The organism is Exiguobacterium sp. s123, assembly GCF_018617075.1.
Taxonomy (GTDB): Bacteria; Bacillota; Bacilli; order Exiguobacteriales; family Exiguobacteriaceae; genus Exiguobacterium; species Exiguobacterium profundum.
In genome coordinates this window covers 463,119-484,988 of the sequence record NZ_JACSJL010000002.1, presented here as the reverse complement: position 1 = coordinate 484,988, position 21,870 = coordinate 463,119, and the positions used below count along the sequence as shown (strand labels likewise).

26 protein-coding genes and 1 riboswitch are annotated in these 21,870 nt (G+C 48.4%); of the genes, 18 read left to right on the top strand and 8 right to left on the bottom strand.

Annotation, left to right across the window (positions count from 1 at the left end; genetic code table 11):
• Window positions 1-131 precede the first annotated feature (131 nt).
• From KNO72_RS06330 to KNO72_RS06320, 3 genes are all read left to right on the top strand, one after another.
• Window positions 132-473, top strand: a complete 342-nt coding sequence (locus KNO72_RS06330) for a hypothetical protein (protein ID WP_214757531.1) — start codon at window positions 132-134, stop codon at window positions 471-473.
• Window positions 470-892, top strand: a complete 423-nt coding sequence (locus KNO72_RS06325; protein ID WP_251028277.1) for a DUF6678 family protein — start codon at window positions 470-472, stop codon at window positions 890-892. Before KNO72_RS06330 ends, KNO72_RS06325 begins: the two co-directional genes overlap by 4 nt.
• Before the next feature lie 104 nt (window positions 893-996).
• Window positions 997-1,980, top strand: coding sequence for an L-lactate dehydrogenase (locus KNO72_RS06320; protein ID WP_214683903.1), 984 nt, complete (start codon window positions 997-999; stop codon window positions 1,978-1,980).
• A 35-nt stretch (window positions 1,981-2,015) separates the two neighbouring features.
• Here KNO72_RS06320 and KNO72_RS06315 read toward each other — a convergent pair whose 3' ends face one another.
• The gene (locus KNO72_RS06315; protein ID WP_214683904.1) at window positions 2,016-3,398 is read right to left on the bottom strand and encodes an alanine/glycine:cation symporter family protein; all 1,383 of its coding nucleotides are present in this window, start codon (window positions 3,396-3,398) and stop codon (window positions 2,016-2,018) included.
• A 92-nt stretch (window positions 3,399-3,490) separates the two neighbouring features.
• Here KNO72_RS06315 and KNO72_RS06310 point away from each other — a divergent pair, with 92 nt between their 5' ends.
• From KNO72_RS06310 to KNO72_RS06275, 8 genes are all read left to right on the top strand, one after another.
• A complete protein-coding gene (locus tag KNO72_RS06310; RefSeq protein ID WP_214757529.1) occupies window positions 3,491-3,763 on the top strand; it encodes an acylphosphatase in 273 nt (90 codons plus the stop codon).
• Window positions 3,764-3,967: 204 nt separating this feature from the next.
• Window positions 3,968-5,287, top strand: coding sequence for a branched-chain amino acid transport system II carrier protein (gene brnQ, locus KNO72_RS06305; RefSeq protein ID WP_214683908.1), 1,320 nt, complete (start codon window positions 3,968-3,970; stop codon window positions 5,285-5,287).
• 105 nt (window positions 5,288-5,392) lie between these two features.
• On the top strand, window positions 5,393-6,574 hold the full coding sequence (locus KNO72_RS06300; protein WP_078147265.1) for an MFS transporter: 1,182 nt from the start codon (window positions 5,393-5,395) through the stop codon (window positions 6,572-6,574).
• An 11-nt stretch (window positions 6,575-6,585) separates the two neighbouring features.
• Window positions 6,586-7,431, top strand: a complete 846-nt coding sequence (locus tag KNO72_RS06295; protein WP_214730442.1) for a DUF72 domain-containing protein — start codon at window positions 6,586-6,588, stop codon at window positions 7,429-7,431.
• Window positions 7,432-7,446: 15 nt separating this feature from the next.
• Entirely contained in the window at window positions 7,447-8,787 is a 1,341-nt protein-coding gene (locus KNO72_RS06290) for a bifunctional metallophosphatase/5'-nucleotidase (protein ID WP_251028276.1), read from the top strand.
• 48 nt (window positions 8,788-8,835) lie between these two features.
• The gene (locus KNO72_RS06285) at window positions 8,836-9,204 is read left to right on the top strand and encodes a YutD family protein (protein WP_214683911.1); all 369 of its coding nucleotides are present in this window, start codon (window positions 8,836-8,838) and stop codon (window positions 9,202-9,204) included.
• A gap of 158 nt (window positions 9,205-9,362) precedes the next feature.
• Window positions 9,363-9,668, top strand: coding sequence for a hypothetical protein (locus tag KNO72_RS06280; RefSeq protein WP_078147262.1), 306 nt, complete (start codon window positions 9,363-9,365; stop codon window positions 9,666-9,668).
• Between the two features lie 102 nt (window positions 9,669-9,770).
• Window positions 9,771-10,442: a DUF975 family protein gene (locus tag KNO72_RS06275; RefSeq protein WP_078147261.1), complete on the top strand. Its 672-nt coding sequence runs from the start codon at window positions 9,771-9,773 to the stop codon at window positions 10,440-10,442.
• A gap of 44 nt (window positions 10,443-10,486) precedes the next feature.
• On the opposite strand, the gene glpX is transcribed toward KNO72_RS06275, so the two are convergent.
• The gene (gene glpX / locus KNO72_RS06270; protein WP_078147260.1) at window positions 10,487-11,467 is read right to left on the bottom strand and encodes a class II fructose-bisphosphatase; all 981 of its coding nucleotides are present in this window, start codon (window positions 11,465-11,467) and stop codon (window positions 10,487-10,489) included.
• Window positions 11,468-11,625: 158 nt separating this feature from the next.
• Between glpX and KNO72_RS06265 the strand changes: the two genes are divergently transcribed.
• Both KNO72_RS06265 and KNO72_RS06260 read left to right on the top strand, forming a co-directional pair.
• Window positions 11,626-12,069, top strand: coding sequence for a DUF86 domain-containing protein (locus KNO72_RS06265; protein ID WP_078147259.1), 444 nt, complete (start codon window positions 11,626-11,628; stop codon window positions 12,067-12,069).
• Window positions 12,070-12,073: 4 nt separating this feature from the next.
• Entirely contained in the window at window positions 12,074-12,853 is a 780-nt protein-coding gene (locus tag KNO72_RS06260; RefSeq protein ID WP_214757525.1) for a TIGR01457 family HAD-type hydrolase, read from the top strand.
• A gap of 19 nt (window positions 12,854-12,872) precedes the next feature.
• Here the strand turns inward: KNO72_RS06260 and KNO72_RS06255 are convergent, their stop codons facing one another.
• Window positions 12,873-13,100 (bottom strand): NifU family protein, encoded by a 228-nt coding sequence (locus KNO72_RS06255; RefSeq protein WP_012726833.1) that lies wholly within the window; start codon window positions 13,098-13,100, stop codon window positions 12,873-12,875.
• Between the two features lie 129 nt (window positions 13,101-13,229).
• Here KNO72_RS06255 and KNO72_RS06250 point away from each other — a divergent pair, with 129 nt between their 5' ends.
• Window positions 13,230-13,535 (top strand): YuzD family protein, encoded by a 306-nt coding sequence (locus tag KNO72_RS06250; protein ID WP_214683915.1) that lies wholly within the window; start codon window positions 13,230-13,232, stop codon window positions 13,533-13,535.
• A gap of 168 nt (window positions 13,536-13,703) precedes the next feature.
• Window positions 13,704-14,990, top strand: coding sequence for a globin-coupled sensor protein (locus KNO72_RS06245; RefSeq protein WP_214683917.1), 1,287 nt, complete (start codon window positions 13,704-13,706; stop codon window positions 14,988-14,990).
• 91 nt (window positions 14,991-15,081) lie between these two features.
• On the opposite strand, the gene KNO72_RS06240 is transcribed toward KNO72_RS06245, so the two are convergent.
• Window positions 15,082-16,512, bottom strand: a complete 1,431-nt coding sequence (locus tag KNO72_RS06240) for a S8 family serine peptidase (protein WP_214730446.1) — start codon at window positions 16,510-16,512, stop codon at window positions 15,082-15,084.
• A gap of 242 nt (window positions 16,513-16,754) precedes the next feature.
• The gene (locus tag KNO72_RS06235) at window positions 16,755-17,810 is read right to left on the bottom strand and encodes an NAD(P)/FAD-dependent oxidoreductase (RefSeq protein ID WP_012726829.1); all 1,056 of its coding nucleotides are present in this window, start codon (window positions 17,808-17,810) and stop codon (window positions 16,755-16,757) included.
• A 98-nt stretch (window positions 17,811-17,908) separates the two neighbouring features.
• Between KNO72_RS06235 and KNO72_RS06230 the strand changes: the two genes are divergently transcribed.
• Window positions 17,909-18,145, top strand: a complete 237-nt coding sequence (locus KNO72_RS06230; RefSeq protein ID WP_012726828.1) for a YuzB family protein — start codon at window positions 17,909-17,911, stop codon at window positions 18,143-18,145.
• A 202-nt stretch (window positions 18,146-18,347) separates the two neighbouring features.
• The gene (locus KNO72_RS06225; RefSeq protein WP_078147251.1) at window positions 18,348-19,559 is read left to right on the top strand and encodes a NupC/NupG family nucleoside CNT transporter; all 1,212 of its coding nucleotides are present in this window, start codon (window positions 18,348-18,350) and stop codon (window positions 19,557-19,559) included.
• A 40-nt stretch (window positions 19,560-19,599) separates the two neighbouring features.
• Here the strand turns inward: KNO72_RS06225 and KNO72_RS06220 are convergent, their stop codons facing one another.
• Window positions 19,600-20,172, bottom strand: a complete 573-nt coding sequence (locus KNO72_RS06220) for a nucleotidyltransferase family protein (RefSeq protein WP_214757523.1) — start codon at window positions 20,170-20,172, stop codon at window positions 19,600-19,602.
• Between the two features lie 69 nt (window positions 20,173-20,241).
• Window positions 20,242-20,829: an ECF transporter S component gene (locus KNO72_RS06215; RefSeq protein WP_012726825.1), complete on the bottom strand. Its 588-nt coding sequence runs from the start codon at window positions 20,827-20,829 to the stop codon at window positions 20,242-20,244.
• A gap of 163 nt (window positions 20,830-20,992) precedes the next feature.
• Window positions 20,993-21,135, bottom strand: a riboswitch (FMN riboswitch).
• 97 nt (window positions 21,136-21,232) lie between these two features.
• Here KNO72_RS06215 and KNO72_RS06210 point away from each other — a divergent pair.
• Complete coding sequence (locus KNO72_RS06210) at window positions 21,233-21,589, top strand: HesB/IscA family protein (protein WP_074036395.1); 357 nt, start codon at window positions 21,233-21,235, stop codon at window positions 21,587-21,589.
• A gap of 30 nt (window positions 21,590-21,619) precedes the next feature.
• Here the strand turns inward: KNO72_RS06210 and KNO72_RS06205 are convergent, their stop codons facing one another.
• Window positions 21,620-21,859, bottom strand: coding sequence for a hypothetical protein (locus tag KNO72_RS06205; protein ID WP_047795133.1), 240 nt, complete (start codon window positions 21,857-21,859; stop codon window positions 21,620-21,622).
• Window positions 21,860-21,870 lie beyond the last annotated feature (11 nt).

Sequence of the window (21,870 nt, the reverse complement as noted above, 5' to 3'; positions counted from 1 at the left end):
CGCTGGTTTTTTGTATAATGAAATAAGGAGGCGATAACGTGACCCATCGATTTTTATTAGAGGGCCGAGACATATATTCATTTATGAATCCCATGCTTGTTATTTGCCCGAGTTGCGGGAGACAGGCTGATGTGTGGGAGAGGAATGATGAGGTACGCCTAAGCTGTCTTCATTGCGGTCATTTGCAAACAAAGGAGAGCGGTTCGAAATACGTCGGAGAAGCTGTCGATGTTTATTTTGGATTGCCGCTATTTTTACAAACAGGATGTTCTGGTCATGTGTTATGGGCTTACAACCGTGAACACCTCAACTATATTAAGGATTATATTGACGCGAAGATTCGGACGAGCGAGGGAACGAACCGTAGTCTCGAAAGTCGATTACCCGCTTGGATGAAAAGCAAGCAGAACCGTAAAGACGTGTTACGAACGATTGAAAAATTAGAACTTATGATAGGAGGTTCAACAGCTTGAATCGACGAGAAGAACTTCAATACATAGAGAGACAACAATTGACATCGGTGATGAACGAGACAAAATGGAAGCGTCTCAATCGAGCTGTCTCTGAAGAGTTGACTTATGCGCCGCCATATCAAATAAAATACTTAGGGGAGGATACGTTGTTTCCTAACGACTCGTTGTCCGAGTATGAAATATTGTGGGGAGAGTGGGATGAAATCTGGCTGGAGTCCCCTTTACGGTCCATCGAATGGATTCGTTTGCGACCAAGCGTACTGCTCTATAAGGGAGTGATTCTTGACCCAGATGTTTGTGATCTGTCCACTGAACTCATTTCGATTTTGGAAAGAGAAAAAATTCCGTTCATCTTGGAAAGTGAGACAATTCAGATTTTCGGTTATGTCCGGAATACCGGAATCTTTGAATCGAAATAAGATATATAACGGAATCACGTATTTTTCATGCAGCTTTTGTCGTTAAAGATGGAAGAGTCGGGTATGCTAAAAAAGAGAATGAATCATAGAAAGGAAGGTTTTACATGACACGTATTCCGCATAAAGATGATATTGACCCGAAAGATATCACTCGCATCGCCGTCATCGGTGCCGGTTGGGTCGGGGTCAGTTTTGCTTACCAATTATCCACGGCTGCGCTTTGCGAGGAGCTCGTCCTGATCGACTCGAATCATGCCAAGGCAGAAGGAGAGGCGATGGACCTCAATCATGGGATCTCATTCGCTCCGACACCGGTCCGGATTTGGGCAGGCGACTACTCGGATTGTAAAGACGCAGATATCGTCGTCATCACGGCAGGAGCCGCACAAAAACTTGGGCAGACACGGATGGACCTCGTCGAGCAAAACGCCAAGGTCGTCCGCACCGTGACCGAAGACTTGATGAAGAGCGGGTTCGACGGCATTTTAGTCGTCGCGACGAACCCGGTCGATGTGATGGCACACGTCGCCTGGAAAGCATCGGGTTTACCAAAAGAACGCGTCATCGGTTCAGGGACGGTCCTCGATACAGCACGACTCCGTTACAAACTTGGAGACTATTTCGAACTATCGCCACGAAACTGCCACGCCTACTATATGGGTGAACATGGGGATACGGGCTTTGTCGCATGGAACAACGCACGCATCTATGGGAAGAGTATCGATGAACTATTGGCGGAGAACGAGAAATATCAGTTCGAAGACTTAGAAGCGATCTATGCGGACGTACGCGACGCTGCTTACCAGATCATCGAGCATAAGAACGCCGCATATTATGCGATTGGGGTAGGCTTGCTTCGCATCATCCGGGCCATCGTCCGAAATGAAAACTCCGTCGTGACGATTGGCGCTCACCTAGACGGCGAGTACGGGGCGAGTGACGTGCATATTGGCGTACCGGCCTTGATTGACCGAAGCGGCATTCGTAAGATCATCGAGATTGAATTGACGAACGAAGAACAACAGAAGTTTGACGCCTCGGTACAAACTATCAAAGCAGGGATTGAGAAAGTCGAGCCCGCATCCTAAAAAAGATCCGACTGCTTATGCAGTCGGATTGTTGGTTAAGACGCCTCTTCTTCGGCGATATCTTTCTTGTAATACTTCTCGGATGTGAAGAACTCGGTTGTCAATCGTTTCACTTCACCACTTAGAAGCAAGACGGCAATCATATTCGGGATAAGGATCATCGCTAGCATCAAGTCTAGGAAGTTCCAAATCATCTGAGCGCCTCCAATCGAACCGATGACAATCGAGACGATATAAACGGCCTTCATGATTTTTCCTGCCGTCAAACCGAATAAGTACTCGGCTTGTCGCGAGCCGTAAAAGATGATGACGATAATGGTCGAGAGGACGAAGAAGATGAGCGAGATGGTGACGAGTAAGCTTCCCGTGTAACCGAAGTATTCATTGAAAGCAATCGTCGTCAACGCTGCTGGGTCATCCATCGCTCCGTCTGCCGTCCAGACACCTGAAGACAAGACGACGAATGCGGTCGTGCTACAAATGATGAGCGTATCGATGACGATCCCGATGACGGCCCAGAACCCTTGGCGCACCGGATGGTCCGTCTGTGCCGCGGCGTGGGCAATCGGTGCCGTTCCAAGACCGGCTTCATTTGAATAGAGTCCACGGGCGAAGCCCCAACGAATCGTCTCAGCAACGGCGGCACCGGCAAACCCACCGAACGCGGCCATCGGCTCGAATGCATAAGAGAAGATGAGACTGAGAACGTTTGGAATCTCAGAGAAGTTCATCAAGACGATGACGAGTCCGGCTCCGACATAGACGAGTGCCATGCCAGGGACGACGATCTCCGTGACTTTCGCGATGCGCTTCAGTCCACCAAAGACTATGATGCCCACAAGAATAGCGACGACAATCCCCGTGATGAGCGTGTTCCCATTGAACGTCTCACGGACTGCCGAGCTGACAGCGTTTCCTTGTACCATGATACTCGGAATGAGTTCGATCATGAGGGCGAAGGCGAACCACGTCGCGAGCCACCTCCAACGAAGTCCTTTTGATATGTAGTAGACCGGTCCCCCGACAAATTCGCCGGCATCATTCTTCTCACGATAGTGCACGGCCAGTACGCTCTCTGAGAACTTGATGGCCATGCCGATGATAGCGATGACCCACATCCAGAAGATGGCACCCGGTCCCCCGAACATGATCGCTGCAGGTACACCGATGATGTTCGCGGCCCCGACTGTTGAAGAGAGGGCTGACGTCAACGCTTGTCTCGGACTGATGTCGCCTTCACCTTTCGGCTTTTTGAAAATGCTGCCGAATGTTTGCTTGAATATGTAGATGGGGTAACGAAACTGAAAGAAACCGAGCTTGATGGTGAGGAAGATACCGGATAAAACGAGTAACGAGATAATCGGTACGCCCCAAAGCCAGTCGGAAACGTTCGTGACAAGAGTAATAAATTCATTCATACAACCACTCCAATTCCATTATTTTACTTAAATACTGTTTCCTAAAGTAAGGACCTCTAAACATCTTTGACAAAATAAAGGAGGAAAATAGAATGAGAGTTGCTAAACGTTTGATTGTATCTGGACGTGTCCAAGGCGTGGGGTTTCGATATTTTTCACAGGTGACCGCGCAACGATTCGGCATCAAAGGATGGGTTCGCAATCTAAGTGACGGGACAGTCGAACTTCATGTCGAAGGAACGGCGAATGAGGTAGATGCTTTCCAGCAGGCGTTGAAAGATGGCAATCGCTTTGTCGGTGTCGAACGAATCGAAGAGACGGAAGCGAACGATCAGGAATTTCGCTCGTTCGACATACGCTATTAACCGCTTACATCTCCCTGCATATGAAAGGGAGATTTTTTTGTGAAATCTACATTTCAAAAAATTAAACCTCGAATTTTGGAGATAGGGTGGTCAAACGATAGGAAGTGTGTATAATGAAATAGACCAAGCGATATATTGTCAGAAAATTTAGTTATTATTTTTTTGTTAAGTCGTTCGGAATATCAAGTGTATGGAGGTAGTTGTATGAAAAAATCGACATTGTTCCCGTTAGCGTTTACGATTTTTGCTTTATTCTTTGGGGCCGGGAACTTACTGTTCCCACCAGAGCTCGGCGCCTTGGCGGGGGAAAACCTCGTACCGGCGATGATCGGGTTCGTCATTACGGGTGTCGGTTTACCGCTTCTTGCTTTGTTCGCAGTCGCTCGGGTCGGCGGTGGGACAGACCAAATTGCTCGTTATATTCCAAAGCGTCTCGCGCTTATCTTGACAGGATTGATGTATGTAGCCATCGGACCATTCTTCGGAATTCCGCGTACGGCTGCCGTCACGTATGAAATGGGACTCGTCCCGTTTCTCGATGCTCCCTCTACTTTGACACTCGCGATGAGTTCGACCGTCTTTTTCGGGTTGACGTTCTTCTTGACGCTTCGTGCTCAAAAGTTGATTGAAGTCATCGGGCGCATCATCACACCAATCCTCTTGTTCTTGCTTGTAGCGATTGGAATCACAAACCTCATCTCGCCTCTCGGGGAACCGGGAGCTCCAGCGGAAGGATTTGAGACATGGGTGGGTGCACTCGGCCAAGGTTTCCAACAAGGCTATTTGACAATGGATGTATTCGGGGCCCTCGTCTTTGGGGCAATTGTCCTCGTCACGTTGAAAGCTAATGGATTGAGTGACCAAAAAGAAGCGTCTTCGCTTCTTCGCTCTGCAGGCATGGTGGCCGTTACCTGTTTGATGCTCGTCTATATCTCGCTCGCTTCAATCGGTGCGAATATGACAGTCGCAGAAGGAACGACGAGTGGCGCAAGCCTTCTCCAAGCGTTCGCAGGTACGTCTTACGGACAAGTCGGAATGCTCGCACTCGGATTAGCGGTCTTCCTCGCTTGTTTGACGACAGCAGTTGGCCTCATCTCAGAGTTCTCACGCTTCATCAGCAACCAGTTTGATTCTCTCAAATATCATCATGTCGTCATCGCGACAACGTTGTTTGGATTCATGATCTCACTCGTCGGTTTGAGTTCGTTGATTCAAATCGCCGTGCCGCTGCTCACGCTCCTCTATCCGGTCATGATCGCACTCGTGCTCGTATCGGTGACGGAACGTCTTCAACGAAACCCTGGTGTGGCGATGAAAGCGACAATTTATACGGCGCTCGTTCTCTCGTTCTTTGAAACGTGGAACGGCATCCAGCCTTCTGCGGTTACTTCTTGGATTGGAAACTTACCAATGGCGGATATCGGACTTGCCTGGGCAGTTCCGACGATGATCGTCTATGCGATCACGCTTCTTCTTCCGAAGGGAACGTCACAAGAATCACTCGCTCAATCACGCATCTCATAAGTCTCGCCCATCCTTTGGTCAAGGATGGGTTTTTTCTGTCTTAATTGTTTGCCTGGATGTGAACTCAAACAGTAAAATGGAAAGATGAAAAGGGAGTGACATGCGTTGACGACAAAACAAAAAAATCAATTGGCGATTCTCATGTTGAACATGTTTATCGCCGTCGCCGGGTTTGGGATTATCATCCCGATTATTCCGGATTACTTAAAGATGATTGGCGAGGGAGGGACAGCCGCCGGACTCATGATTTCCGTATTTGCGGGTGCCCAGCTCGTCATGTCACCGATTGCCGGGAAATGGGCAGACGTCTACGGGCGCCGACTCATGATCATTCTCGGTCTGATTGGATTCACCATCTCGATGGGAGTCTTCTATCTATCAGATAATTTGACGATTCTTCTCATCTCTCGTGCCATCGGGGGTGTTGGTGCAGCGCTTTTGATTCCTGCCATCTTCGCTTATGTGGCAGATATCACGACACTCGAGCAACGAGCTCGAGGGAACAGTTATATTTCCGCGGCAATGTCGCTTGGAATTGTGGTCGGACCAGGGATTGGGGGCTTTTTTGCTGAATTCGGCTTGAAGACACCGTTGCTCGTTTCAGCGATTGTATCGTTCGTCGCTGTCATTTCGTCTGTACTCCTTCTTAAGGAGCCGGACCGTGCTCCGTACGTGGCACCAAAAATAAAAGAATCTTTACCGACACAGCTGGTCATGTCGACGCGAAAACCATACTTCTTCGTATTGGTCATCAACCTCGTCATGGCGTTTGGTCTGATGGCGTATGAATCGGTACTCGGACTCTATGTCAGCGAGATGTTCAGTGCGACACCACAGGAAATTGCCATCATGGTAACCGGAACAGGGATTGTGAGTGTTATCGTTCAATTGTTTGCGGTGGACCGTCTCGTCGAATGGTTGGGTGAGACCAAGGTCGTACTTGCTTTCATCGCGCTCGCCTCATTCGGCTTCTTGTTATCTTTGTTCGCTGGTACGTATATGCTCTTCTTCGCAGTGACACTCGTGATTTTCTTATCGACATCTATTTTACGACCGGTGTTGAACACGCTCGTGTCGAAACTTGCAGGAAACGAGCAAGGTCTTGCCATGGGGATGAACAACGCTTATATGAGTATTGGGAATATTTTAGGGCCGACATTGGCGGGAATCGCCTTTGATATTGATATGCGCTATCCGTTCATGATGGGACTCGTCCTATTGCTCGTCACATACATGGGCACATGGAACTGGTCGAAACGGAAAGCGGCCGCCATTTCAGAATCGTAAAGGAGGACGCTATGATCTATGTAGGTGTGACCGGATGGGGTGACCACGATTTGCTGTATACGACCCCAGAAGAACGAAAACATAAATTATCGACATATGCGGGACATTTTCCGACTGTTGAAGTCGACTCGACCTTCTATGCGATTCAACCGGTGAAAAATTTCGAAAAATGGGATGGGGAAACACCGGATCGTTTTCAATTCGTTGTGAAAGTTTCCAGGGAAATGAGCGGACATGATCGTGAGCCGAAAACGCCTTTGATTGAACTGTTTGAGCGTTATCGCGTCTCGGTCGATCCGTTAAAACGAGCGGGGAAATTAAGGGCTGTGCTCGTTCAATTGCCGCCGTGGTTCGATGTGTCAAAGCCACACCTGGATTATTTGAGAACGCTTCGTGCCGAGCTGTCAGATTACGAGATTGCCATCGAGTTTCGCAATCCGACCTGGTTCTCAGAAGCGTTCCGGGACCGGACGCTTCAATTTTTGAAGGAGCAGCGGTTCATCAACACGATTTGCGATGAACCGCAAACGAAAGAGAGCAGCATCCCGTTCGTACCGGTCGTGACACATCCTGATGTTGCGGTCGTTCGATTGCATGGACGCAATACGTCAGGATGGCTCAAAAAACCTGGAATGACGAGTCAAGAATGGCGGCATGTTCGCTGTCTGTACCGGTATAGCGAGGAAGAATTGCAAGAATTGGCGACCTCACTTCGTGAGATTGACCGTGAAGCGAAAGATGTGTATGTATACTTTAACAACAACTCGGCCGGGGATGCGGCACCGAATGCGAAGCGACTCATTGAGATCCTTGGCCTCGAGTATGAACTCGCACCGAGACAAATCAGTTTGTTTTAGAAGGAAGGGATGGCCATGACGACACTGACTATTTTTCATTACAACGATCTTCATTCAAAGTTCGACCAATGGCCGAAACTTGTTTCATTTCTAGAAGAACATCGGACGGACGACACGCTGTACTTTGATTTAGGGGATCATGCCGACCGTACCCATCCGGCGACGGAAGTGACACGTGGGAAGTTGAATGTTCGTTTGCTCGAGCGACTTCGTCCGACAGCCGTCACCATCGGAAACAACGAAGGGATTACCTTTCCTCATGATTGGCTGGCCGAACTGTATGACGAAGCGACATTTCCCATCTTACTTGGGAATGTATATGAAGCAGACGGGTCACGACCGAATTGGGTCGATGAGACGCTCGTTCTCGAGCAAGATGGTTTCCACATCGGCCTGTTTGGTGTGACCGCTCCATATGAAGAGTTATACCCAGAGCTCGGCTGGCAGATTGAATCGCCTTACGAGGCGGCGGAGCGAGCGCTGAAACAGTTGGCGCATTGTGATGTCATCATCGCGCTCAGTCACCTTGGGTTCTTTGGAGACGAGCGATTAGCTGAAATGTTTCCTGAAATCGACGTGATTCTCGGTGCGCATACACATCATGTCTTAGATGAAGGCGTGATAACGAACGGTGTGTTGATTGCACAGGCCGGAAAATATGGGAAGTACGTCGGTGAAGTCACACTGACGCTTGGCGAGTCAGGAATCGTATCGAAAGAAGCGCGCCTTCACGAACTGTCTCAGCAATCGGATAGTCCAGACACGTTGGCTTTGTTGCGCACAGAAGGGGCAGATGCCGAACGCCTTCTTGATGTCACGATTGCAGAGACGGATGGATACGCCTCCGATTGGTTCGGACCTTCTCCACTTGGTGACCTGCTCGTTGAAGGAATGGTCGAATGGTGTGCGGCGGATGTGGGAATCATCCCATCTGGGGTTGTGCTAGAAGGCCTTGCACCGGGTGGGGTGACGCTCAACATGTTGCATCGGATCTGTCCGCATCCAATCAACCCTTGTGTGCTGACATTGGACGGGGAGACGTTGGCGCGTTTCCTTCACGATACTAATGAAGAAACGTTCACGAATATGCATGTCAGAGGTCTCGGGTTCAGAGGGACCGTTCTCGGAGAACCGAGTCTCTATCAAATCGAACAACGTGACGGTCAGACTTATGTGATGGGGGAACGATTGGATTTAAATCGGACATATCGTGTCGCAACGGTCGATATGTTGACATTCGGTCCGCTTCTTCCTTATTTGGCAGACCAACCGAAGCGATATTTCATGCCCGAACTTCTGCGGGATGTATTAAGAGAAACAATCGTCGCCCGTCATGAAGTGATTCGAAAAGGATAGAGCGCATCGACGGGGGCATGCTATGATAACAGAGTGGAGGTGGGAGCGATGATTCGAGTGAATCGCCACGGATATACCGTCTTGGAAGAAAAACGGGACGGGTTCGATGAAGAGGCGTTTATCGCACGCTATAGTGACGTGCTAGATAAGTACGATTACATCGTCGGTGATTGGGGGCATGGTCAGTTGCGATTGAAGGGATTCTATGAACCGCAATCTAAATTGGCGACCTATGAGAACCGAATTGATCACGTGCTGGACTACGTATACGAATATTGCAACTTTGGATGTCCTTATTTCGTTTTGAAAAAAGAAACGGAAATCAACGAAGAAGAGAGTGGACCCGTCTTTGGGGGAACGAAGCAAAAACTGAAGTTGAAGCGTAAGTTTAACAAGACCGATGAATCAAAAGTGTGAAGTGCTGAGCCGTCAGCACTTTTTTTATTACATTTGATTTCCAAATATTTCGTTTAGGTAAAAAGTCGTGACTTCCGGTTTTGAGGTTGGAAAAATGTGATAAATTGTCATTAAGGATAGTTTCGTCGTTTTTTGGTTTTGATAGTGAGGTGATTTGGATGCAACATGTACAAACGACCGTCGGGGATCGGGATGACGTCCATAATCGAATTCATAACTTCGGACTCGGGATATTGGCCATGTTCTTTTTTGGTTTCCATATCATGATGACCTTTTATTTTACGGCGGCAGTCATTCTATTTGAACTCGTTCATGTGTTGATCATCCGTCGCTTTGAATATGGCCATTCGTTCTTGCGAGGCCGTGTCTTCAAAGTCACATCTCACCTTGTGTTATCACTCGGGGTGCTGTTGTTGATCTTGTCCATGTCTCAGTTCTTTTTAGGCAATGTGATGATTCGCTAAGCGGAAAGGAAAAATTCCTTTCCCTTTTTTTATGTTTTTTGAAACGTATGGTCACCTTTTCACGTACACTAATAGAAAGACTACGAAAAAGGATGGATTACTATGAGATCTGAATGGAAACAACATGCACGACACGCCTTGAAAGGAAAATGGTGGTTGATGGCCGGATTGGCACTCTTGTTCGTCATCATCAACGGGATTCCCCAGTCGCTCGCGCCTGAGATTGATCCGAATTCGACAGCGCCCCTTACATCGACAGACGCCACGTTAAGTCTTGTGTCGACCGTTCTTCAAATCTTGATTGCACCACTCACCATCGGTTGGTCATGGCTCGCACTCGGCGTATCACGTGAAAAGGGTGCCTCGCTCTCGACAATGTTCAAACCGTTCCAAACACGTTACTTCAAACATGTCATCACGTCTTTTGTCATGAGCCTCTTTATCGTGTTGTGGACCTTGTTGTTGATTGTACCGGGAATCATCAAAGCCTTCTCGTACTCACTCACACCGTACATTTTGCGCGACCAGCCTGAACTTTCGGCACTCGAGTCGATCACAGAATCACGTCGTCTCATGGATGGGCACAAGATGGAAGCCTTCATGCTCGTCTTGTCCTTCTTTGGTTGGTTCCTCGTCGGGATCTTGACGCTCGGGATCGGATTCTTCTTCATCGGACCTTACTTCTCGACGACGTACGCGACGTTCTACGATTCGATTCAAGACAAGCAAGTTGATTCGAATGAGCCAGTGCACGGAACAGAACAAGGATTTTAAAGAAACAAACGCCTCGCTCAAGTGATTGAGCAAGGCGTTTTTGATTAGGCGTTGACTTCAGTTTTTTGTAAGTATGGTTTCAACGACAAGTGGTGTTCGGCTACGACTTTACGAATCGTACGTGTCTTTGAGCGCATGACGAGTGATGTCGTCTCGACGATATCATCTGTTAAGAATTTGACGCCATCGAGCAACTCACCTGACGTGACACCTGTTGCGGCGAAGATACAGTCATCACTCTTGACGAGGTCGTCGAGCGTGAGGAGTTGGAGCGGATCAACAATACCCATCGAGATGACGCGTGCAGATTCTTCTTCATTCATCGGGTGAAGACGGGCCTGCATGTCTCCGCCAAGCGCTTTGACAGCTGCAGCCGTGATGACGCCTTCAGGAGCACCGCCTGTACTGATGAAAATATCAATCGGATTTGTTTTGACGGCAGCTGCGATTCCGGCCGAGACATCGCCATCCTCAAACAATTTGACGCGTGCGCCGACGTTCATGACGGCTTGGCGAAGGTGTTCGTGGCGATCGCGGTCTTGCATGATCACCGTCACTTCTTCAATGCGTTTATTGTTATATTTTGCTGCTTTTTCGATGATCGACTCGAGTGGTTCATCGAGCGAGACTTTTCCTTTTAAGTTCGGCCCAACGACGAGCTTATCCATGTACATATCTGGTGCGTGGAGGAGGGCACCTTCATCCGCAACAGCGATGACGACCATCGCATCTCCGAGTCCTTTTGCGACAATGGATGTACCTTCGAGCGGATCAACGGCGATGTCGACTTTCGGACCGAACGTCGTACCGAGTTTTTCCCCAATGTAGAGCATCGGTGCCTCATCGAGTTCACCTTCGCCGATCACGACCGTCGCATCCATGTTCACTGTTCCGAGAACTTCGCGCATCGCTGACGTAGCTGCGTCATCGGCTTCATTCTTTTGCCCGCGTCCGATCCATTTCGATGATGCGAGTGCTGCGGCTTCCGTTGCTCGTACGATTTCTAATGCTAATTCACGTTCCATAGTGTTGTACCCTCCACGTTATCTCTATTAAATGTGTTATACTTTTTACGGCTTAAATCCGTTGATTAGTGTATCACAATTTTATAAATGATGTAAATAGGACAGATTCTTTTCTCCTGACCGAAAAAGCATTAGTATTAACAGCAGGGGGGATCATCATGTATTTTGTGAATAGAGAGAAGATTAATCAGACACTGGAACAAATGGAAACGATGTTAGCGCACACCGATCAATTGAGCGGGGATGCGTTCACAGTAGAACTTGCAAAACAACGAATGGCTGTCCTCCTGATGGAAGGGGTCATCGACGTAGGGAACTCGATGATTGACGGATTCATCATGCGAGACCCAGGTAGCTATGAAGATATTGTCGACATTCTACTCGATGAACGCGTGCTCGATGAGAAGACGGGGAAGGCCGCCAAGGCGCTCGTCGGATTGCGTGCTTACTATGTCCGTGAGTTCGTCGATGCAGACGCGTCACGCTTTGATGAATGGGTGAAGACGTCAAAACAAGACTTCACAGCGTTCTCGACGCAAGTTCGTCGCTACTTAGAGGTCGAACTTGGACCGGTGTCCGCATTCTTACCAGAAAGCGAGTGATTGGATGGAACCGATAAAAGGATATTTATTTGATTTGGATGGTACGATGTATGCCGGAACAGAGCCCGTCCAAGCGGCAGTTGAATTCGTCAACGAGTTAGAAGCGATGGGCGTGCCATACTTATTCGTCACGAATAACGCCTCGATGACACAACAGCAAATTGCAGATAAGTTGATTTCAATGGGGGCAAATGTGAAGGCAGAAAACGTGTTGACGAGTGCGATGGCGACGGCTTTTTATATTGAGAAGATGTCTCCGGGGGCAAGCGTTTATATGATTGGCGAAGACGGACTCCGACTCGCCTTAGAATCTCGTGGGTTCCACGTCACGGACGAACCGAAAGCGGACTATGTGGTCATCGGTCTCGACCGTCACATTACGTATGAGAAGTTGGCGCGAGGGGCGATCGCCATTCGTTCGGGAGCCCGATTCATTTCGACGAATGGGGATATCGCCATTCCGACAGAGCGAGGGTTTTTACCGGGGAACGGGTCGCTCACATCCGTGTTGACGGTGACGACCGAAAAAGAACCATTCTTTATCGGGAAGCCAGAACCGGTCATGATTGATATTGCACTCGACATGATTGGATTGACGAAAGAGGATGTCGTGATGGTAGGGGATAACTATCATACAGATATTCTATTCGGGATCAATGGGGGAATCCGTACACTTCACGTCAACTCAGGTGTACACGGTCCGGCATTTATTCAAGAACAAGAAAAACTCCCGACCTATATGGTTGAGAGTTTAAATGAATGGAAGCATGAAAAAAAGGGATGACGAATGTCTCCCTTTTTGCTTAGAATACTTGTTCTACTTCGACGATGCCTGGTACTTCTTCGATGAGCGCACGCTCAATACCGGCTTTTAGCGTGATTGTTGAAGACGGGCAGCTGCCGCAAGCACCCATCAAACGGAGCTTGACGATGCCTTCTTCGACATCAACGAGTTCGACGTCTCCGCCGTCACGAAGCAAGAACGGACGCAATTTATCGAGCACTTCTTGGACTTGATCAAACATTTCCATGGTATCTACCCCTTTCTCGTTCTACTTTATTCTAGCAAGTTTGAGAGTGTTTCTCAATCATTTACGCTGAGCGTTTCGTCATCGGGAGTGGGGAAGATTTCTGTATAATGGTTTCGAGGGGGAATGAATATGAAAATCACGGTTTATGGGGCAGAGGTTCAATGTGCTAGTTGTGTCGGTGCACCGAGTTCGACCGAGACGTATGAGTGGTTGCAAAGTGCGCTCGGACGCAAGTATCCGGAGCAGTCCTTTTCTTTCGAGTATATCGATTTCGAACAGAGTGAGGACGAGTTTGCCCAGGCGCTTAAAGACGATGAATGGTTTTATCCGCTCGTCTTGCTCGACGGAGAAGTGATTGACGAAGGGGTCGTTCAGTTACGAAAAGTGTATGCGGCAATTGAGGCGAAACAAGGATCCGTCAATCATATAAAATAGTGAGCAAGTGGACGAACCATGCGATAGCAAGGTTCGTTTTTTGTTTACCTATAATTCAGAAAAAGATTTTACAACTTTTGTCTACCGGGCTAAGCTGAACATAACTTGTATAACATTTATAATACTTTGAAAATTAAAATGAATCCATTACTGAAGGAGGACTGTTCAATGTTTGCCCGAAAACGAAATATGCCGATCCATTTAGACACCTCGTCCCAAATGGAGCACTTGCTGATTGATTTACCAAGTGGGTTGGAACGACAACGTCAGTTGATTCGTCTCGAACGTGAGGATTTAGCTTATTTACGTGCGTATCAACAGGAATTACGTCAACTGACACCTCAGTTAGTTGATGTGTTTTATGAAGAGCTCGAAAAGATTGACGAGATGAAAGATTTGATTCGGCAACATTCGTCTTCGGACAAATTAAAATTGACTCTCTCCAATCATATTATGGAAATGTTTGAAGGAAAGTTGAATGAAGCATATATTGATCGACGTCTCGCCATCGCCAAACGTCATTATCTGATCGGTCTAAAAGGGAAGTGGTATATGGCAGCCTTCCAAAAAATATTCGAGACGCTCGTCTTATCGATTCAACATGAGCAGCTCGATGCGGACTCGAAAATGAGGTTGATGATGGCCGTCTCGAAAATCTTTAACTTCGAGCAACAAATCGTGCTCGAGATGTTTGACGATGAAGCAGACGTCGTTCGTGACCAGATGCAACACGTGAAAGATGAAATCAGTCAAACGATTCAGCAGGCGAGTGAAGATTTGGCCGCCCTCTCACAAGAAGTCATGGCTAGTTTTCAGTCGATGAATGAGCGGGCAGATGATATGAAGCATTCAAGTTCACTCACGCAGACAAAGCTACGGACGGTACTTCACTCTTCAGTGAGTGGGAAAGACACGATTTTGTCGGAGGCGGGACGCCTTGATGAAATCGCGCGTGACCTCTCCGATTCAGCTCAGGAAATCAAGGCGCTCGAAAGATTGATGAACGAGATCATGACGATTGCGGATTCGGTCAAACAAATTGCCAACCAGACGAACCTACTTAGCTTGAATGCCGCGATTGAAGCAGCACGGGCAGGCGAGCAAGGGAAAGGATTCCAAGTCGTCGCTTCCGAGGTACGGACGCTCGCGAGTCAATCGAAACAAGCGGCAGAAGAGGTGGAGGATTTGGTGAAGCGTCTCACGAACCAGATGGAAGAGACTTCGAGCCGCGTCTTATCGACCGAGCAAGAGATGAAGCAGACGATGGGACGGATCAATGAAGTGACGGATGCCTTCCTCCAAATTTCGGGTGATTCGGAGCATGCTGACGGGCAGATGGGGAGTCTTGCCGGTGATATCGATGAGATTGTGGAATCAATAGCCGAACTCAAGCGTGCCACGACCCAGATTGCGACGTCTTCGACACAGCTGATGGATACCGCGCAACGATTATAAGTAGGCAAACTATAAAAAAAACGAACCAGGTCGCATGACACGACTTGATTCGTCGATCGACAAGGTCGAGCGATGCGCTCGACTTTTTCGTTTAGAGAAGCTGGAACGATGACGTCGCTGAACCAGCCGTGTAGCCGCTAAGCGTCGCATCAGACTTCACTTGATACGTACCGCGTTGTGACCAAGAATTCGTCGAGAGTGTGAATGTGATGGCTCCTGATGAATTCGTCTTGCCTGTACCGACAAGCGTAGTACCGTTCGGTTGTGTGACCGTCACACGAACATCGGCGTTTGCGACCGCTTGACCATTCGAATTACGTACGGACGAAAAAATCGAGACGACTTCACCCGCATAGTACGATGACTTCGATGTCGAGACTGTCGTCGTGAGTGCTTGGACAGGTTGCGTCGTACCACCAGCAGTAGGGGCTTGGACAAGTCCGTTCCCGAACCATGTGTCACGACCCGCTACACCGAGGTCGATGGAATCTTGTGACAATTTTGTACGGAGTTGTGTGCTCGATAGCGTAGGGAAGGCTTGCTTCATGAGCGCGAGGTTACCCGCCACATAAGGTGTCGCCATCGATGTTCCGCTCATTTGGCCGTAGCCCCCATTTGAGAGGGTCGAGTTGATGCCGACACCAGGTGCTGCCACTTCGACAGTACTTCCTGTCGCCGAGAACGAGGCGCGGTTGTTGTTGATATCGGTTGCAGCGACAGCGATTGCCGAACTGTAACGAGCCGGATAGTTGACGAGGTCACCCGACCCATCGGTACGACCGTTGTTACCCGCTGCCGCGACGACAAGGATGCCCGCGTTGTTGGCACGATCGACGACTTGTTGGAGCGTCGTCGATGGACTCGTCGTCCCGAGGCTCAAGTTGATGATATCCATATCATTTGTGATCGACCAGTCAATCCCGGCGATGATGCTCGATAAGCTACCACTTCCGTTCGCCTCAAGTGCTTTGACGGCGTAAATGCTTGCTTCGTGTGCAATCCCGACCGTTCCGATGCTGTTGTTCCGTGCACCGATGATCCCAGCAACATGAGTACCGTGACCGTTGTCATCGGCATACGAACTCGTGACCGTGCTGAATGAGGCACCGCCAGCGATTGTTAAATCAGGATGGGCCGAGATTCCTGTGTCAACGACGGATACTTTGACACCTTTCCCAGTGAATCCGCTTTGCCAAGATGAAGGAGCTTTTAGTTTGGGGATTCCCCAGTCTTGTGTTTGATTCTCAATCTGTACCGTTTGATCCACTTCCACATGTGCGACGTGTGGATTGTTTTTCAAGCCGTTCAATGCGGCTTTTGGTACTTCGAGTGCGGCGGCTGGAATGTTCGCGTACTGTTGGCGAACTTCCATGCCATCGATGGAAAGGGGGATTTTCTTTGCCGACTTCTTGAAGACGACGATGACGCGTTCTTTCTCTTTATTTGGGGCGGCATCCGCGCCCCCAGGTACGGTTGACAAGACGAGCAATGAGGCGAGGACGGAGCTACAGATTTTTTTCAACTTGTTTCCTCCTTTAAGGTATGTAGGCAAGATGACGGGATGTCCAACTGCCGTGACCATAGAGTAACAAGTTTTGCCAACGTGTAGAATACGCCAATGGCATTAAATATCTGAATATTTAGATAAGGATACAGGGGATTCAGATACAAGACTTTTGGCTCAATTGTAAGAGAAATGAATGGAAATTACAGATGAACAAATCAAAAAAGCGAACCAGCCATGGAGGCTCGTTCGCAATATACTCATTTAATGACTTTATGTTTCCAAAGGATACCTGATTTTAATAGTCGGGCTACTTTCCCAGTGAGTGATTGTTTCCCCATAAACACCCCAAAGCCTGCCTTCTTCCCAAGGGAACCGAGCGTCCCTTTCAGTTTGATGTCGGGTAATTCTGGATAATTGACGCCTTTCCATTTGCAAAGCAAGACTTGGACAATCTGTTCGGCTTGGGCTTCGGCGAGTTGTCCGGACGGTGCGTACGGTAAGCTCGCATTGTCACCAACGACAAACACGTCCGGCAGTCCAGGAACGAAGTGATGTTCCGTCAATTTGACACGTCCGCCTCCATCGAGCTCCCAACCTTGGTTCCGTACAACAGCGACCGGTTGAATCCCGGCCGTCCATACGGTCAAATCAGATGGGAACAAGTCTTCGTGGTTCCATAGTCCGTCAGCATCGACACGTGTGATGTTGGCATTGTTAATGACTTCGACGCCGTGCTCCTCGAACCAAGATTGTACGTACATCGAAACACGATTAGATAAGAAAGACAGGACGGATGGTCCGCGGTCGAATAAACGGACCGTCAAATCAGGTCGGCTCTCACGAAGTTCGCTGGCGAGTTCGACACCGGACAGCCCGGCACCGACGACAGAAACGACCGACCCTGGTCGTAGACCATTGATTGCTTGTTGTGTCTTACGTGACTCTTCAAGTGTTTGAATACTGTACGTGAACTCGGCGGCCCCTTGGACATTGTGATATTTGTCTTCGCACCCTAATCCGATGACAAGGTCGTCGTAGGGCACTTTTTCTCCACTCGCGAGCAGGACCATTTTGTCTTCGGTGTCGATGTCCGTGACCTGTCCGTATATGTAATCGATTTCATCCGGAAAGTCGATTCGAATATCGCGGTCCGAGACCGTTCCTGCGGCCAGTGCGTAATACTCTGTTTTCAATCCATGATAAGGCAAGCGATCGACGAGCGTGACCGAGATGTCTTGTAACTGATGTCCAAGCACTCTTTCAATCACACGCATTCCCCCGTAACCGCCTCCTAAGACGACTAATTTGCGCATAATAATCCCCCTTTGTTACTCTTCAACTGTATCATGTTATAATCTGCCGTAGAAGAACCATTTTCCGATAATTCACGTAAAGAAAGACGGTGACATATATGATGAATCCAATCATCGAATTTTGTGCCTCGAATTTGGCGATGGGCTCACAAATTGCCCGGGCTAAATTAGAATCCGATCCGGACCTTGATGTGGTCGAATACGGCTGTACAGGCTATTGTGGTGTCTGTTCCCTCGATCTCTTTTGCCTCGTTGACGGGGAAGTCGTGACGGGTGAGACGCCAGAAGAGCTCGTGACGAAGGTGTATGAAAAAATCGAAGAGATGGCATGGTAAAAAGTTTGAGGGATGACCTCAAACTTTTTTATTTCCCCCGTTGCATTTTAAAAAGAGGGATGTTATATTCTAAGAGGTTCGAATGTAGGTTGTCTGACGTTTAACAACGATAAAAAGAAAGCGTTTCAAACGGTAGGGCACATCTCTTTTCGGGTATGACACATATAATTGGTTTGTTTAATATGAAAGGAGCACAACATCAATGAAAATCATGAGTGTGGTTGGTATTTTGGCACTAATTGCAATCGCTTACATCTTCTCTACCAACCGTAAAGCCATCAAATGGCGCACGGTCTTGGCAGCGTTCGCTGTTCAATTCGCATTTGCATTCCTCGTCTTATATACGGCATGGGGACGTAAGGCGCTTGAATGGATCTCAAATGGGGTTCAAGCTGTCTTGAACACAGCGGGTGACGGGATTGCCTTCGTATTCGGAACAGCAGTCGGTGGCGACAACTTCGTTTTCGCATTCCAAGTCCTTCCGATTATCATCTTCATGTCATCATTAATCGCATTGCTTTACTACCTCGGCGTCATGCAGTGGGTCATCCGTATCCTCGGTACTGCCCTTGCGAAAGCACTTGGTACGTCACGTAAAGAGTCACTTTCAGCAACAGCGAACATTTTCGTCGGTCAAACGGAAGCACCGCTTGTCATCAAGCCGTACCTTCCTACAATGACACAGTCTGAGCTCTTCGCAGTCATGGTCGGTGGACTCGCATCGGTTGCCGGATCTGTACTTGCAGGTTATGCAGCACTCGGTGTACCACTCGAATACTTGCTCGCAGCGAGCTTCATGGCAGCGCCAGCAGGTCTTTTATTCGCGAAAATCATCGTACCAGAAACAGAAGAGTACGATGACGACATCGAGATTGTAGAAGATGAAGAAGACAGAGCGGCGAACTTCGTCGATGCAGCGGCACGTGGTGCTTCTGACGGTCTCTTCCTTGCCTTGAACGTCGGTGCGATGCTTCTTGCATTCGTTTCATTGATTGCGCTCGTCAACTTGATCCTCGGTTCAGTTGGTGGACTCTTCGGATTTGATAGCTTGTCACTCGAATTGATTCTCGGTTACGTCTTCGCGCCACTTGCATTCGTGATTGGTGTACCATGGGCGGATGCTGTACAATTCGGTAGCTTCCTCGGTCAAAAACTAGTCTTGAACGAATTCGTTGCTTTCTCTGAGTTTGCTCCAATCATCGGTTCTGGTGATTTGTCAGCTCGTTCAGAAGCGATGATTGCATTCGCACTTTGTGGTTTCGCAAACATCTCGTCACTCGCGATCCTTCTCGGTGGTCTTGGTGGTATGGCGCCAAACCGTCGTGGTGACATCGCACGCATGGGTGTTCTCGCGATTCTTGCAGGTACGCTTGCAAACTTGATGTCAGCTACATTGGCTGGACTTCTTCTTTAATCGGTATAAGAAAACGCGATCACTTCGGTGGTTGCGTTTTTTAGTATGAGAAGGATGTATGTATGGTGATGTTTGGCCACTTGGCGGACCAGTTCTTTTGCTGCAACCGCTCCAGATAGATGGGATGCTTTGAAGAGTTCGAATCAAAGAGTGGTGTCGGTATAACGTGCATGTTGATCAAGTCGTGAATGCCGTGTGGGGCAGCGAGGATGAGGGAACCATCCGATTGAAGACGTACCCCGATCGCGGTGACGGTCTCAGGAAAATGTGCCAACGCATCGACCGATGAGGCATAGGGTGGAAGGTTGTTGACGTGATGCATTCTCGCTTGATTTTTGACAGACCAAGGTACATCGGGGATGAGGCGGAATAATCGCTCTTCGAGTTGTTTTTCGACTGCTTCCTCTGGTTGGTTTGGGTCGAAATAAATCACATCTACATCATCTGTTTTAGTCGATGTTTCGTATCCGTGAAGGTGGTCCCAGACTTTTGAACGAATATATCCCGCACAAATCCAACAATCCGGTAAATCGAGGTTGGCGACGGCGTGGAGAAGCTTTATGAGCTCGGCGTCTTGTTTTAGAAAATGAACCAAATCCTGTTCGTCTGTCATAATGAATGACCCTCCTTACAATATGGTTGAAAAAAGCACCTAGGCAACGCCTAGATGCTCGTATATTGATTATGCTTGAAGTTGTACGCGTTGACGTTCGATCCACGGCTTCAATTTCAAGAAGAGTGGGACGAAGAGCGCGCTGATCAAGATCGCTTTAATCAAGTTGAACGGTAAGATCCCGTAAAGGACAAGATCCGTTTTCACCGCCGGGTCGGCCATGTCTGCCATGCCGAAGAAGAAGGCGTAGGCTGGTAAGATGACGAGATAGTTTAAGATGGCGAGGCTGAGAGCCATTGTGATTGTACCGGCAAGTAATCCAGAAGCGAGTGCTTTGTTTGACTTGCGCTTATGGTAGAACCAGGCAACTGGGTACATGAATGCGACACCTGCGAAGAAGTTTGCGACTTCCCCGACTGGAACACCGCCACCGTTAAAGACGTAGTACAAGACGTTTTTCAAACCGACGACCACGACTCCTGCGAGTGGGGAAAAGACGATTCCGGCAATGAGTGCAGGAATGTCACTAAAGTCCACTTTAAGGAATGGCGGTAAAAATGGGAGCGGGAAGTTAAATAGCATGAGTACGAACGAGATCGTCCCGAGCATCGCCAAAGTCACCATTGTTGTCAGTCGTTTGTTGCGCGTAGTTTTCATCAGAATCTCTCCTTTAGGTCGCTCCTCGATGAATGGCATCCGTCGCATATAAAAACCCGATTGCAATGAAGACAATCGGGAGAGTTTACGCGCATACGAAATAGATGTTTTCCAAGGTGGAAAAGTCCACGTCAAAGAAAACATCCGGATATCGGTCGGATGCCGCCATCTTCTCCCATCCAGACTATACTGTCGGCTTTCGAATCTCACGAAATCAGCAAGCAACGCCTTGCTCGCTCACGGGCTGAGAAGAATATATTCTTCAATACCGCCGGTCGGGAATTTCACCCTGCCCCGAAGATGGAACGATTTAATTTTTTTTGTTACAGTTTAGTTATACAAGATAATCCACAAGATGACAAGTCAATTGACTTGAATTGAAGATATATGAGGAGGAGTTCAGATGATTCATTTAACAGAGTCAGCCGCACTTCAAGTGCTAGAGATGATGAAACAGACGGAACGCCCGGATGCGCAATACTTGCGAGTGAAGGTACAAGGTGGCGGATGTACAGGACTTTCATACGGGATGGGCTTCGACGAGGAGAAGACGGACAAAGACATTCAATTCGACCATCATGGTGTCCGCGTCATCGTTGCGGAAGTGGATCATGGGGTCGTTGATGGCCTCGAGATTGATTATAAGCAGTCGATGCTCGGTGGCGGTTTCACAATTAAAAACCCAAATGCGATTGCAACATGCGGTTGCGGTTCGAGTTTCCGGACAGCGACGAATGCAGGTACGCCTGGGGAGTGCTAAAAAAGAACCGATCGCGATTGCGATCGGTTCTTATTCTTCTTCTGTCAAAATCAACCGAATGACTTTTGCAGTTACGTCGAGTTCGATGTGATGTTGCCAAGGCCGAAAGCCTGTGATTGTACATGTGTCATTCGTGATGCGGAATGAGCAGACACTCTCTTCCTCTTGGTCGAGGACAGAGTAACGACTGAAATCAGATAAGCTCTGATAGATCGCATACTGTGGTGGTAGTTCATACGTCCAACCTTTTTCTAACATGATTTGGTGCATATTCGAGCCCC

What these genes read in the sequence shown, in the direction of transcription:
- KNO72_RS06320 (WP_214683903.1), top strand. Translation starts at nt 997, where the DNA reads ATGACACGTATTCCGCATAAAGATGATATTGACCCGAAAGATATCACT.
- KNO72_RS06315 (WP_214683904.1), bottom strand. Translation starts at nt 3,398, where the DNA reads ATGAATGAATTTATTACTCTTGTCACGAACGTTTCCGACTGGCTTTGG.
- KNO72_RS06310 (WP_214757529.1), top strand. Translation starts at nt 3,491, where the DNA reads ATGAGAGTTGCTAAACGTTTGATTGTATCTGGACGTGTCCAAGGCGTG.
- brnQ (WP_214683908.1), top strand. Translation starts at nt 3,968, where the DNA reads ATGAAAAAATCGACATTGTTCCCGTTAGCGTTTACGATTTTTGCTTTA.
- KNO72_RS06295 (WP_214730442.1), top strand. Translation starts at nt 6,586, where the DNA reads ATGATCTATGTAGGTGTGACCGGATGGGGTGACCACGATTTGCTGTAT.
- KNO72_RS06290 (WP_251028276.1), top strand. Translation starts at nt 7,447, where the DNA reads ATGACGACACTGACTATTTTTCATTACAACGATCTTCATTCAAAGTTC.
- KNO72_RS06285 (WP_214683911.1), top strand. Translation starts at nt 8,836, where the DNA reads ATGATTCGAGTGAATCGCCACGGATATACCGTCTTGGAAGAAAAACGG.
- KNO72_RS06280 (WP_078147262.1), top strand. Translation starts at nt 9,363, where the DNA reads ATGCAACATGTACAAACGACCGTCGGGGATCGGGATGACGTCCATAAT.
- KNO72_RS06275 (WP_078147261.1), top strand. Translation starts at nt 9,771, where the DNA reads ATGAGATCTGAATGGAAACAACATGCACGACACGCCTTGAAAGGAAAA.
- glpX (WP_078147260.1), bottom strand. Translation starts at nt 11,467, where the DNA reads ATGGAACGTGAATTAGCATTAGAAATCGTACGAGCAACGGAAGCCGCA.
- KNO72_RS06265 (WP_078147259.1), top strand. Translation starts at nt 11,626, where the DNA reads ATGTATTTTGTGAATAGAGAGAAGATTAATCAGACACTGGAACAAATG.
- KNO72_RS06260 (WP_214757525.1), top strand. Translation starts at nt 12,074, where the DNA reads ATGGAACCGATAAAAGGATATTTATTTGATTTGGATGGTACGATGTAT.
- KNO72_RS06255 (WP_012726833.1), bottom strand. Translation starts at nt 13,100, where the DNA reads ATGGAAATGTTTGATCAAGTCCAAGAAGTGCTCGATAAATTGCGTCCG.
- KNO72_RS06250 (WP_214683915.1), top strand. Translation starts at nt 13,230, where the DNA reads ATGAAAATCACGGTTTATGGGGCAGAGGTTCAATGTGCTAGTTGTGTC.
- KNO72_RS06245 (WP_214683917.1), top strand. Translation starts at nt 13,704, where the DNA reads ATGTTTGCCCGAAAACGAAATATGCCGATCCATTTAGACACCTCGTCC.
- KNO72_RS06235 (WP_012726829.1), bottom strand. Translation starts at nt 17,810, where the DNA reads ATGCGCAAATTAGTCGTCTTAGGAGGCGGTTACGGGGGAATGCGTGTG.
- KNO72_RS06230 (WP_012726828.1), top strand. Translation starts at nt 17,909, where the DNA reads ATGATGAATCCAATCATCGAATTTTGTGCCTCGAATTTGGCGATGGGC.
- KNO72_RS06225 (WP_078147251.1), top strand. Translation starts at nt 18,348, where the DNA reads ATGAAAATCATGAGTGTGGTTGGTATTTTGGCACTAATTGCAATCGCT.
- KNO72_RS06220 (WP_214757523.1), bottom strand. Translation starts at nt 20,172, where the DNA reads ATGACAGACGAACAGGATTTGGTTCATTTTCTAAAACAAGACGCCGAG.
- KNO72_RS06215 (WP_012726825.1), bottom strand. Translation starts at nt 20,829, where the DNA reads ATGAAAACTACGCGCAACAAACGACTGACAACAATGGTGACTTTGGCG.
- KNO72_RS06210 (WP_074036395.1), top strand. Translation starts at nt 21,233, where the DNA reads ATGATTCATTTAACAGAGTCAGCCGCACTTCAAGTGCTAGAGATGATG.
- KNO72_RS06205 (WP_047795133.1), bottom strand. Translation starts at nt 21,859, where the DNA reads ATGCACCAAATCATGTTAGAAAAAGGTTGGACGTATGAACTACCACCA.